Origin of the sequence: Singulisphaera acidiphila DSM 18658 (genome assembly GCF_000242455.2) — a bacterium.
GTDB classification, from domain to species: Bacteria; Planctomycetota; Planctomycetia; order Isosphaerales; family Isosphaeraceae; genus Singulisphaera; species Singulisphaera acidiphila.
This window is the reverse complement of the sequence record NC_019895.1, coordinates 1-12242: the sequence shown is the minus strand read 5'-3', so window position 1 is coordinate 12242 and position 12242 is coordinate 1. Positions and strand designations below refer to the sequence as shown.

12 protein-coding genes are annotated in these 12242 nt (G+C 62.3%); 4 read left to right on the top strand and 8 right to left on the bottom strand.

The window, feature by feature from the left end:
* Window positions 1-110 precede the first annotated feature (110 nt).
* From SINAC_RS37585 to SINAC_RS37550, 8 genes are all read right to left on the bottom strand, one after another.
* The gene (locus SINAC_RS37585; protein WP_015250756.1) at window positions 111-539 is read right to left on the bottom strand and encodes a pentapeptide repeat-containing protein; all 429 of its coding nucleotides are present in this window, start codon (window positions 537-539) and stop codon (window positions 111-113) included.
* Between the two features lie 63 nt (window positions 540-602).
* The gene (locus SINAC_RS37580; protein WP_015250755.1) at window positions 603-1052 is read right to left on the bottom strand and encodes a hypothetical protein; all 450 of its coding nucleotides are present in this window, start codon (window positions 1050-1052) and stop codon (window positions 603-605) included.
* 116 nt (window positions 1053-1168) lie between these two features.
* The gene (locus SINAC_RS38390; RefSeq protein ID WP_015250754.1) at window positions 1169-3052 is read right to left on the bottom strand and encodes a type IV secretory system conjugative DNA transfer family protein; all 1884 of its coding nucleotides are present in this window, start codon (window positions 3050-3052) and stop codon (window positions 1169-1171) included.
* 132 nt (window positions 3053-3184) lie between these two features.
* A complete protein-coding gene (locus tag SINAC_RS37570) occupies window positions 3185-3379 on the bottom strand; it encodes a hypothetical protein (protein ID WP_015250753.1) in 195 nt (64 codons plus the stop codon).
* A gap of 8 nt (window positions 3380-3387) precedes the next feature.
* Window positions 3388-4302 carry a hypothetical protein gene (locus SINAC_RS37565; RefSeq protein ID WP_044148304.1) on the bottom strand — a complete coding sequence of 305 codons (915 nt, stop codon included), beginning with the start codon at window positions 4300-4302 and terminating at the stop codon, window positions 3388-3390.
* 11 nt (window positions 4303-4313) lie between these two features.
* A complete protein-coding gene (locus tag SINAC_RS37560; RefSeq protein ID WP_237722956.1) occupies window positions 4314-5522 on the bottom strand; it encodes a hypothetical protein in 1209 nt (402 codons plus the stop codon).
* Window positions 5523-5612: 90 nt separating this feature from the next.
* A complete protein-coding gene (locus tag SINAC_RS37555; RefSeq protein WP_015250750.1) occupies window positions 5613-6419 on the bottom strand; it encodes a ParB/RepB/Spo0J family partition protein in 807 nt (268 codons plus the stop codon).
* Window positions 6420-6556: 137 nt separating this feature from the next.
* Window positions 6557-7672, bottom strand: coding sequence for a hypothetical protein (locus SINAC_RS37550; protein ID WP_015250749.1), 1116 nt, complete (start codon window positions 7670-7672; stop codon window positions 6557-6559).
* A 367-nt stretch (window positions 7673-8039) separates the two neighbouring features.
* On the opposite strand from SINAC_RS37550, the gene SINAC_RS37545 reads away from it, so the two are divergent.
* From SINAC_RS37545 to SINAC_RS37530, 4 genes are all read left to right on the top strand, one after another.
* Window positions 8040-9002, top strand: coding sequence for a type II secretion system protein (locus SINAC_RS37545; RefSeq protein ID WP_237722954.1), 963 nt, complete (start codon window positions 8040-8042; stop codon window positions 9000-9002).
* 630 nt (window positions 9003-9632) lie between these two features.
* Entirely contained in the window at window positions 9633-9905 is a 273-nt protein-coding gene (locus SINAC_RS37540) for a hypothetical protein (RefSeq protein ID WP_015250747.1), read from the top strand.
* A gap of 65 nt (window positions 9906-9970) precedes the next feature.
* Window positions 9971-10273 (top strand): hypothetical protein, encoded by a 303-nt coding sequence (locus SINAC_RS37535; protein ID WP_015250746.1) that lies wholly within the window; start codon window positions 9971-9973, stop codon window positions 10271-10273.
* A 62-nt stretch (window positions 10274-10335) separates the two neighbouring features.
* Entirely contained in the window at window positions 10336-12198 is a 1863-nt protein-coding gene (locus tag SINAC_RS37530; RefSeq protein ID WP_015250745.1) for a ParB/RepB/Spo0J family partition protein, read from the top strand.
* Window positions 12199-12242 lie beyond the last annotated feature (44 nt).

The window sequence follows — 12242 nt, the reverse complement described above, 5'->3', positions numbered from 1 at the left end:
TTCCGGCATTACACATGAGGTAAGGAACTGCCCCGTAAAACGCACAGGGGGGCCTGTGTGTTACGCGAGCATTCCCGGCTTCTCCGTTCATTTGAAAGCTGGATACACGGCTACCCGCGCCCGTTACTCCGGCCACGTTCCTGCCGGTTAGACTGGCCCGGCGACGGTGCCGGTTGGTTGGCGATTTCGCTTGGGGAGGGAAGTACGGGCTTTGCCGCCGCAGGCGGCAGGATCGTCCCATCGAGATAGGCGCCGCCGAAATTCGCCAACTGCACGTTGGCACCCCGGAAATCCGCCTGGTGGGCCTCCACGCCCTGCATTTTGGCCCCGTACAGGTTGGCATTCTGGAAATTGGTGCCGTTGAGTATCGCGCCGCGAAAATCGGCGTAGCGAAGATTCGTATTCGAGAAGTTGCTGCCTGAGCAATCGCTTGCCCTCATATCAACACCTTCCAGCGATAACCCGGACATGTTGACGTTGCGCATATCGGCACCGCGCCAGTCGATGCGGGCGGGCGGTGCCGGTTTCTGCTGGCTCATCGTTTCTCCCGGCAAGGCGTGCCGCCAGACCGCCCAAGGCGGTAGGCGGCATTGGGCTAGCTGTCACATTTCCCGGCCCATCTCCTGCCCGTGGACGTTGCCCTGATCCTGTGGCGGTGCGTAAGGCGTCGGATCGTTGGCAATCTCGCTGGGCGAGGGCAGGGGCTGCGTGCTGGCTTCCAGCGCTTCGCCGTGCACCGACCCTCGCGGTTGCTCGGCTTGCGCGATTTCTGACGGTGAAGGCAGCGGGGCCGCCGTTTCCGCAACGACTAGTACACCGGGGGAAGGCGGCTCGCCTTCCATGTTGCGGTACAGCGGGTTGAACGCCGTGCCCGGCTCATCCATTTGGATGGCGTCGGGAAAAGCTTTCAAAGCAGCTCCAAGTTCATCGATGCCCTGCCTGCCAGCGGCTTGAATCTGGCCGCCTTCCTTCACGGCGTTGTAAACGTTGGCGACGACGCCCGCCGCCCAATTCATCACGCCGCCCGACTCCCCCTGAATTTCTTCCGGCATCGAAACATCCTCCCATTGCTGGCACTGGTGGCACGCGCAACCGCCGGAACGCCCGGCGATCGGCGAATCTCGATCGGATAGCCGCACCCGCCCGGAAGGGCAGGGGAGTTGCTTCGCTAACGCCTGTGGCGTCGCGCCCGCGGTGCGTAAGCCGCCGGCTGGAGAATCGGCGACTCATAGGCGGGTTCCTCCTCGCGCCCGAAGAGGCCGGCGGCCGGCATTTCGGCGAATCGCGGCCCGCCCGTATCGGGCAGCTGGTAAGCGAACGCGGCGAAGGTGACGCCGATCGCCAGCAACGCGGCCGCCGCGACGCCGGCGGGCAGGCCCAGCCCACGCTGCCGGCCGCTGCGGCCCTTGCGGAATTCCGGTGCGTCGTAATAGCGCAAAAGCCGCACAGACATGGGCGGCAGATTCCTGTGCAGAACCAGGGCGGTGTGATCCGGCATGCACAAAATCTCCTCCGGCTTGATGAGCCTGCGCGCCATGTCGGACGTCGAAGAGGAGGAGCCGCCCGAATAGCTGCCCGGCTGCGGCTCTTTGCCAGCCACGCTGTCAGGCCGCGACCAGCCGGAATTTTCGGTATAGGACACCGTGCTGATCGTGCATTCCCCGATGCGACGGCTGATCGCCTCGGCCGATTCGTAGGAATTGCTGCCGAAGAATTGTTGGGTGTCGAAGCAGTCGAGCATCACCTCGGCCTTGTCGCCGTAGCAGGCTTTCAGCTGCGCCAGCGACTGGAAAAAGAACCACAGGCGGATGCCCATGCCGCGCATCAGCGTGACCGCATCTTCGAGCACCTGAATCCGGCCAAGATGCGCCGCTTCGTCAAGCAGGAACAAAACCGGTCTGCTTTCGTCGGCACCGCCCCGCGCCAGCAGGCGGATGGTCATGCCCACCCAAAGGCGCATCAGCGGAGCCAGGGTGGAAATGCGGTCGGCAGGCAGGATCAGGTAAAGCGACCGGTTGCCGCCCCGCAACTCACGCGGATCGAAGTTGGTGCCGTTCAAAACGGCGGAAATTGCCGGAGAATCCATGAATTGCGTGTGGCGGTTAACCGACGTGAGGACGCTATTTAACTCCTTGTCTTTAAACCATTCGAGCAGGGTGCCGAAGCGGCGGATTTCGGGATGCTCCACCTTCTGCATCGTGGCCACCGCCCGCTTGAAGCTGTCGGGCGACGACACGATGCCCCGTACCACGCTCAGCGTCCGCTTGGCCGGATCGGCTTCGCAGCCGCAGACGAATGCGATAAATGCACATAGCACCAATTCCGCTGAGTCATTCCAGTGCGGATCATGCTCGGTGCCGCTCCTTACGACCAGCATGTTGGCCACGTCGCGGCACTGGTCGGCGAAGTCTGGCGCCTGCGGGTCGATGCAGGAGAGGGGGTTGAAGCTATCCGATCCCGGCCCGCACAGGCCGAACGGATCGAGCCGCAGCACGCGATGACCAAAGCGCTTGCGGCGATGCTCCGCCGTCAGCTTGAAATTCTCGCCTTTGGGATCGGTGACGACGACGCTGCCGGGCAAGGCAAGAAGGTTGGGGATGACGACGCTCACCCCCTTGCCACGGCCAGCCGGCGCGGCCGTCATCATGTGCACATGCGAGGGCAGGCGCACCATGCGGTCGCGGTTCCACCTTGCACCCAGAAACGCGGCGAGAAAACCCCGGCATGCCATCTCATGGCCGGTTCGCAGCGAAAACAACGTGCGGATGCCCTGCCAGCGTAGCGGCCTGGACGGGGCGAAGCGGCCCAGGATCGGGCCGCGATGGCCGAGTAAGCCGTATCGGCAAAAGTCGTGCAATTCCGCCCAGCGGGCTGTGCCGTGCGACCAGCCGAAGCCATGCCGGCGGCGAAGACTACGCCATACGAGTCCGGCCAGTACGATACAGGCGACCGGCGGATACCGCATGCCCAGCATGACGGCACCGCCGCCGGCGGCGGCGCAGGCACCCACCAGCAGCAGGCGGATGATGAGGGCGTTGAACGTGGCGATCATGAAGGGCCTCGCAGGAGGGAAAGCGGGGGAGGGGCAAAACACGCGGCCGGTAACGGTGCGCATGACCGGCCGGTGCGGGCGTCGGGCCAGCCGATGACGCCCGGATATGACGAGGGTTGCCGTTCAACCTCTTCAGTTGTCGCTCGGCTCCAGCCATGCCAGTTCGGCATGAAAGGTCAGCTCGGCATGAGCGGCGCGCATGGCTTCGAGGATGACGAAGAGGATGCGGCCGAATTCCTCCGCCTTGCCGGCGGAAGGATCGTGCAGGTTGACGATCTGGGCGGCGGCGCGCGCCGCCCAGTCGTAGCAGGGGCCGTTACCGTTCATGATGGCCCTCAGCCTTTCTTGAACAGCGTGCGCGCCGCTTGCTTGCCCGCCAGCTTGAAAGCGATCCTGACCGGCAACGATTTGAAGAAGCCGGCCCGCACGATGAGGACACCACCACCGATTCCTGCGACGAGCAGGGCGGTGAGCGGCCAGCGGGCGGCCTCCACCGCGTTGCTGGCGACCTTGCCGGCCGCCTCCAGCGTGGGTTTGACAGCGTTCTCCGCCACCGTGGCGGCAAGCTGGTTGGCGCCCTCGACGCCCACGCGGGCGATGTCCGCCGTGCCGTTGATGTAGGGTTCCGGGTCGGCAAGGAAGGCGGCAAGCGTGGCACCGCCGGCCAGGATGGCTTTGTTGCGCCAGAGGAAATCCATCGCCGGATCGCCGTAGCGTGCGATGACGCCCATGACTTCCGGTGCCTGCCCGCTTTCGGCCAGGTCGCCGGCCAGCATGGCCATGCGGCGGCCAGCCTGCGGCCCAACCGCCCCCAGCGCCTTGACGGCAGGCTCGCCCAGCCGTGCGACCACCGGCGCGGCAGCGGCCCGGTGGCGGATCAGCATTTCAGCCGCGTCGTCGCCGTAGCGGCTGAGAAGGCCCAGGCTTTCGGGATGGCTGAGCGCCCGCACGCCGTCATCGCCGTGGCGGCTCAGGAAACGCAGCACCTGCGGCGCGTTTTCACCCGCCTCATCGGCGAGGCTCAACGCTTTCGGCCCGGCTTTACGCACGGCCAGGATCACGTCGTCGCCGTGCCGGGCCACCGCCGATGCGACCTTACCGGCCAGCCTTTCGGCCCCTTCCTCGGCCGCTTCCCGCCCGAATTTCTTCATCAGGAATTCGGCGGTTTCCTGCACGACTTTGCTGGGCAGGCCGGCATGGGCTGGCACGGCTAGCCCCATGACCAGGACGGCGGCCAGCAGCGATGTCATGTTCGTTTTCATCAGCGATTGACCCCGAAGAAGGCTTTGATAGCGGCGGCATCGCTGATGATTTCTTCGTCCTCGGGCAGGGTATCGGGGGCGACGGGCGGATAGAGCATGTACTCCGGCACCTGGACGTCCGGCCCGAGAAGGTAGTTGAAAACCGCCAGCCCGCGACGGCGACTTTGTTCAAATTGCAGCCTGTAGAGCCGGTGACGCAGGCCCAGCGTGTCGCGGCGATCCATCACTTCTACCGCATCAAAACACGCAGCACGAACCGCCGTATTTGGATGTAATTGCGAAATTTTGAACATGATCGGATAGTGATACGCGATTTCCTTTCCGCCATCGATCACATACCTGGCTGTGATGTCGATCGCTTCGGTCGCTGTTTCGGTCACCTTGGCCAGCGGATCGAAGCCGGCCCCGGCCACCACGCCATCGATCGCCTTATCGACCGCGTACCCGACAGCGGCATTGACTGCCAGCTTCCTTTTACCCGAATCACCTGGCCTGTTGAGCGTGTCACCGATGGCGTTTCCGGCCACGATTGAAACGCCCTGAGTAACGATCATTGCTGCGATGTCCTTGCCCGCAACTTTGACGGCATCGTTGACGGCAATTTTGACGGCGATGTTCATTGACGCCTTCGCTTGCGTCTGTGGCAGGTCGATTTCTAGCTTGATGGCGTCGTCGGCCAGGTCGGCACGCAGATCGACCAGGAATTGACTGTCGATGTCACGCACGTCTCCGGCGAAGCCGGCCACGGCATCGTCGATCACCTTTTGCAGCTTCGATTCGTCGAGCACATGCTCGTGGAAGCATTCCCGGACATAATTGGCAAACCCATCCTCGGATGGCTTGCTGCCGAACAGTCCGGCTACGGCGTCCACTACCTGCGTGGCCACGCCTTCGGTGTAAAGCATTTTGCCCTTGAGGCTGAGTACCGCCGCGGCGAACGGTCGGGCACCAGCCTTGCGCTCTTCCAGATAGTTCTTGATACTGGCCAGACGGGCCTCAATGGCTTCGCAGATTTCGCGGTCAGCCTGGATGAAGCGGGGTTGGGCAGCGATCCACGCATCGCGTGGATCGAGCTTTCTCGGCTTCTTGACCGCGGCGGGCGGTGCGGTGGTTTCCGCCGGCGGGGCGGCCGCCAGCAGGCAGGGCAGGGCAAATAGGAGCAGAAAACGGCACTCACGACGCAATGACCACTTCACGTTTGACGTCATGATCGACAACCAACCTTTCCTCAATGGTGCAAAATCCAAGGGAGACACCGCGCGCCACGCTGGCGGGCGGCAAAACGGTTGCGGCGTCGCTTACGACGCCTTGAGCGACCGGGCCAGCTCGGTAATGTCCTTGCCGCCCTCATAGAGCTTTTTGGCCTCCTTTCGGATGCGGTCGATGGCGGTGTTGAAGTCGTCCCAGGTCAGCGGCTGGCCCGCCGACACGGTGACGGAAATGCCGCCGTCGAGCCGGAGCGGCAGCCGCGCCGACTTCGGCCTGACGTGGCGCTTGCCGACGCTGGCCCGCACGGCGTCGGCTACCTGGTCGCGGCTGAGCTTGCCCGCCGTGACGGCCAGCGCCAGCTCCCGCATGCTTTGCTCATTGGGCAGGCGGGATAGTTCATAGGCGGTCGATTCGGGGATTGAGCCGCCATCGACCAGCGATTGGATGTCGCCGGGCAGGGACAGCAGCGCTTCCGCACGGCAGACCGACGCCCCGGAAAGGCCCAGCTCGACGGCGAGCTGGCCGGAGGTGCATTTCTTGAGCGACCTGAGCTTGGCCAGCGACCGGGCCAGCTCCAGCGGCCGCAGGTCGTGGCGGCAGGAATTCTCCACGATGCGGTCGGCCAGCAGCTCCGCTTCATCCGGCTGGCCTTCCACCAGCAGGCAGGGAAGCGCTGCCATCCCGGCCATTAGCCCGGCCCGGTAGCGGCTTTCGCCGGTCACGATCAGGTAAGACCCTCGGGTTTCGTCGAACATCACCCGCAGCGGCTGGAGCATGCCGCGTGCGGCCACCGAGGCGGCCAGGCGCTCGATTTCTTCCTTGAGGAAGGTTTTTCGCGGTTGCGTCGGATCGGGCATCAGCTGGTCGATGCCGATCGAGAGGAACGTGTCGGGCATGAGCGGCCTTTCGCGGCGGGGATGCCGTGGCAAGGGGATGGTCAAAAGGCGTGGAGGTAGCGGGGCCGCCGGCAGGCAGGGCCTGCCGCGGCGAAATCCGGGCAACGGTGACGGCGGTTGGCCCGCCAGGCGGGCGGTTACTCCAGCAGCGGGCGCTGGGATTCGATGTAGGCTTGGAAAATCTGGATCAGCGATTTCATCGGCAGGTATTCGGCGAGGGCCTTCACATAGCCGACGCCCTGCTTATCCGGCGTCGGCGGCGCGAATTCCACGATGATCTTGCCGGTTTCGGCGAGCTTCGCCCCCGTCGGCGAAAACCCGTAGGCATGCTGCCGTTTGCCGTTCTCCGTCGAGCCGGCAAATGTCACCATATGAGGTTGCCATGCGTCATACTGGACGGGCAGGAACAGCGAAGCCAGCTGGTAGAGGGCGTTACGCGATTGCGCCAGGCTGCGGGCAACCTTATTTTGCTTCAGGTCGATGGCGACGTTTTCCGCGTAGGCTTGGATCAGGACAAATTGGCTTTGCGGCACCAGGTCGCCGGGTTCGATCTGGGATTCCATCGCTTCGCCGGCGCGGAACCGTCGGTAAAAATCCTCCGTGACCGCCACGCAGACGCTGACGCCGATCCGCTCGACCGTGCCGCCCCGCTTCTGGGTGGCGAACAGCACCGCATGCTCATTGGTCTGCCAGAACAGCAGCAAAGCCTGGGCGTATTCTTCGAGCGTTCGTTTCATGACGCCTTCGGCGTAGGCGATGGCGCTGTTGCCCGAAAGCCGCTTGTCGTGCCAGCCCACGCACTCGAAGACGTACCGAGCAGCCACAAGCAGGTCGGATTCGTCATTGCAGCGGGCAGATTCATCGATCGCAAACGAGTCGGCCCAGAAGCTGTATAAATATTTCCAACCACTGGCATATGCCACGCGCGGGCGGCCGCCGGATGCCGTTTTCTTTTTCTCCGGCGGGTCGCAGGTTTCAGCGATGACGGAAAGCCGGCACTCGCCCGCCGGGACGAGGAGCATCAGGGCGGCATATTCGGAAAACGCTTCGACCATTTCCCTCGGAACCGCCTCACCCTCACGCAGCGGTTTCCAGTGGTGGGCATCGACATTGATAGGCGGCTGGCGCTTCTTGCGCGCCCACTGGCGGAAACCGTCGCGGGTCAGGTCGTGGTGATTCCACGGAAACGCGGTGCGGAAGCTGTCCCGCAGACGCATGAATTGCCGTGGCCCTGATGCCCGCACGTTTGTCATGTCATCATCCCGGTAAGTCATTTCACGGTGTCATGAGACATCCTAAGAACGATTTGGCGGTGGGCAAGCCTACTTTGTGCGCGCGCACAAAGACAGCGGCGATCACCGCGACGGGCCGCGTGGCGGTTTCTGCCCGGTAAAGGCCCTTTTCAGCCTTGTGCCGCGGTTGCCTGCTGGTTTCCTTTCCCAAAGCCCTTCCACCCCCCCCTGAGCCATCCCAGGGCCATTGAAGGCCCGCTTGCCGGGAGCTTTCTGCCCGATTCGCCCGTAGTAACCCAAACGGCGAAGGGCGGATCGGGCAGGCGTGACGGAGGCACGCACGGCGGTTACGCCGTCTCAGCCAGATTTGAGGAGTGCTGGCAAGCGATTGCGTAAAATACTTAATGATTTGGTAATGCTTTGCCAATATGCTGGCGGGATGACGCCACTCCAGCCATTACCAAACCGCCCGACACCGGCTCACCCGCCGGTCAAGGGCTTCACCCTGATCGAATTGAGCATCGTGCTGGTCATCATCGCCCTGATCGTGGGCGGCATCATGGTCGGGCGGGATTTGATTGCCGCCGCACAAATGCGAGCGGTCATTTCGCAGGTCGAGAAGTATAAAACCGCAGTGATGACCTTTAAAGAAAAGTATAATTGCTTACCCGGAGATTGCTCGCAGGCAACGCAGTACTGGCCCGCTGATCCCGAATGCGGCATATGGAACACTGCGTCAATCGGCATGGCCTGTAACGGCAATGGCGATGGAATTATCGCCGGAAAATCATATAGCAATCCAGCAAATGAGTACAAGATGAATTTTGATGAGGTGTTCGGGGTCTGGAACCAGCTCGCCCTGGCGGGACTCATTCCCGGCGGGTATACGTCAGGCAGGATGTGTGGCGGGGCGACTATCGCTTCGCCTATTTCCAATCTCGCATCTTGCCCGCATAATAATATCGCAAACGTGCCAGCTAGTTATGGGAATAGCGCCGTTGAACTGATGTATACCGATAACGGGATGCGTGGCGCTGTCGCAGGCGTCACCAACGCAGCGCATACCTTCGTCATATCGGGGCCACCAGCAGGGGGCTGGGCTATCACCATCCCGCTTGGCGGAGATGGCAGGGCATTTAGCTCGAATCAGACATACTACATAGATTCAAAGTTGGATGATGGATTGCCTTATAGCGGGAGGATGACGGCGAGTTGGGATCAATACGGGGATTACTGCGGTAAAAGCGCGTCTGGTGTAAATATGTATACAATGAAAAACGCCGTGCAAAGCCCTTATAGCGCGAGCATTCCCTACGCTGGTTGCGCGTTGTTCTTATCGGCGGGGTTCTGAGCGGCTTGCCCACGACAGTCTTGAGAAAGTCGGCTATTAACACAATGTTATATGCGGATTAGATGATTGCATGCCGCTGGTTTTATTGTCTTGTCGCTTCCCGCGTCTATCTCAAACCGTTAAACACGAATCCTTGATCTTGCCTTCCCGCCGACTGGAACTGGCCACGGTTTGCGAAAGACAGTGGGTAGGGGGGCCACACCTGGAGCCAGCCTCCATCACCTTTCCTCCCCGTAGCGCCCGTTTCTCCCCTGCATCCCTTCGCCGTTACCCTTCTGCCCGCCGAGGCGCATGACCAGCCACGCCCTTATTGCGCCTTCCGCCCGGTGAAGCGGCCGGCTGCCGACGGAAGAGTGCCGCTGATCTGCCAGAATCTTCCTTTTGCTTAAGAGTCCACCCCGCCCAACTGGCCTTACTCCCGCGAACCTACAGCCGCAGCCGCCCGCCGCAAGGGGAAAAACGGCTTTCATCAATCATTGATTTCAAATGAATGAACCTTCGGTTTTTCCCCTTGCAGCGGGCACCGGCCGCACGATGCGGCCGGTGGGCTAAAGCCCGTCTTTGCGGCTGATTGGTTGCTCCCGTTAAGGCCCGATGGTCGGGCCGGCAATCAAGGAAAGGAAACTCTTTATGTCTTCACCAGCACACAAACTCCGCATCGGCGTCCTGCAAGCCACCATCTGGCGGAACACTAACGACAAAGGCACCTGGTACAGCGTCACGCCGCAGCGCAGCTACAAGCAAGGCGACGAAACTTGGAAGGAAACCGACAGCCTCGGCTTTGACGACATTCTGGCGATGGCCAAGCTGCTCGACCAGGCCCACACCTGGATCTTTAAGCAGATGCAAGCCGACGCCAAATCCCGCAAGGCCCGCGAGGAAGCCAACAGCGGCGAGGAATGAACCCAACCGGGCGGGCAGCGATGCCCGCCCTTTCTTTTTAAATCAACAATCATGGAGTTATCAAAATGGACGGATTTGCCGCAATCAACATTATCTGCCTGAAACTGCCGAAATTCCCGCTGGGAGATACGGTTATCACCACCAACGCAGAGTCGCTACTCGATCCGGTGGACGTGCAGCAGGGACTCAGCCGCCACGCCGATGGCGATTGGGGCGAAATCCCCAGCGAGGATCGCCAGCTTAACGAATGTTCGCTGAAGCAAGGGGGACGGCTGTTGTCGGTCTACCGCTCCGGCGGCAAGCGGTTTTGGATCATCACCGAAGCCGACCGCTCAGTGACCACCGTGCTGATGCCGGAGGATTACTGAGCAAACCGGGGCAGGTTGCAGCCTGCCCCGGAATTTAAACTTAACCTTATGGAGACTAATTTATGAATAATACGATGATTGAAGTCAAGAAGCTCGAAAAGTCCCCGCTGAACGTGCGTAAAACCGCCGCCGGCATCGACGACCTGTTAGCGTCCATCCCGAAACACGGGCTGATGTTGAATCTGAACGTCTATCCCGGCAAGAAGGGCAAATACTTCGTATTCGCCGGAAGCCGCCGGCTCGCCGCCCTGAAAGCGCTGCAAGCCGAAGGGCATTTTGCGGCAGATTACGCCGTCCCTTGCCGGATTTACACCAAGGAAGAAGCCCATGAGTTGAGTTTGGTGGAAAACACCGTCCGGCAGGCGATGCACCCCGCCGACGAGTTCACGGCGTTCGCGGCGCTTATCGAGCAGGGCCACACCGTCGAGCAGGTATCCAACCGTTTCGGCTGCACGGCCAAGCTGGTCGAGCAGCGGCTGACGCTGGGCAAGGCCGCCCCGGAATTGCTCGATGCTTACCGGGCGGAGAAATTGACGCTCGAATGCCTGATGGCCTTCACCGTCACCGATGACCACGCCAAGCAGATGCAGGTCTACGCATCGTTGGAGGAATGGCATTCCGCCCGCGACATCCGGGCCATGCTCACCGACGAGATGGCCGAAGCGAAAAGCAAGCTGGCCCGCTTCGTCGGGCTGGACGCTTACCACGCCGCCGGTGGCGTGTCGCGCGCCGACCTGTTCGGCGAACAGGTCTATCTCGAAAATCCCGATCTGCTTCACCAGCTGGCCGGTGAAGCGCTCGAAACCACCCGGCAAACGCTTGCCGCCGAAGGCTGGAAATGGGTGGAGGTCAGCCCCGACCGCGATTGGAGCGTCATCCACGGTTGCAGCCGGATTCGCCCGCAGCCGGTGGACGCGCCGCCGGAGCTACTGGCCGCGAAAGCGGAGGCCGAAGCCGAACTGGAAGCCATCACCGAAGCCGACGGGATGGACGGCGACGATTCCGCCCTTGCCGAAAGGCAGGAAGCGGCGGAAACGGCGCTTGCCGACATCGAGCAAAAGCTCGAATCCTTCGTTGCCTACGACCCCGATGAGATGTCGCAGGCCGGCTGCTATGTCTCCATCGACAAGGATGGAAAACTTAGCGTCGAAAAGGGACTGGTGAGGCGTGAGGACGCGAAGCAGCTGGCCGGTGACGGCGATGCCCGAAGGGCAAAGCCGGGCGGTATGCCCGCCACGCTCCAGCGCAACCTCGAAGGCTACCGCTTGCAGGCGGCACAGGTGGAAATCGCCCGCAACCGGCTGGTCGCCCTCGACCTGTTGGTTTTTACCGTCGCCTGCGCCGTCTTCAACAAAGGCCAGCCCCGCGATCTGGACGTGCTTTTCCGCACGCAGAATCCGGCGGTCAAAGAGCCGACCGCCGCGGGCGAGGCGTTGCAGACAATCGAGGAAGGCTTGTCGCTGGGTTGGCTACATCAGGACACGGAAGCAGAGCAATTCCAGGCATTCACCGGCCTTTCCGACCAGCAAAAGCTCGACCTATTGGCCTACTGCGTGGCCAGTAGCCTGAAACCGCAGCTTTCCACCGGCCGCGAAGCGACCGCCTGCGAACTGGCGCTGTCGCTGACCGCCGCCAGCATGGCCGGTTACTGGCGTCCGACGCGCGCCAACTATCTCGGACGCATCCCCCGCGACCAGCTGCTTTCCCTCGGCAGCGGCCTCCTAGGCGATCAGTGGTCGCAGGCCCGCAGCCGCGACAAGCGAAGCGAGTTGGCCGATGCGCTGGAACGGGTGTTTGCCGAGCCGGAAAAAGTCGCCCGCAGCCCGCAGCAGCTGGAAATGTTGCAACGCTGGCTGCCGGAGGGCATGGCGTTCGGCAGCGTTGAGGAAGCACCGGCCCCAGCCAATGAGCAGGTAGCCGCCTGAGCATCAACCGGGCGGGCAGCGATGCCCGCCCATCACCTTGAAAG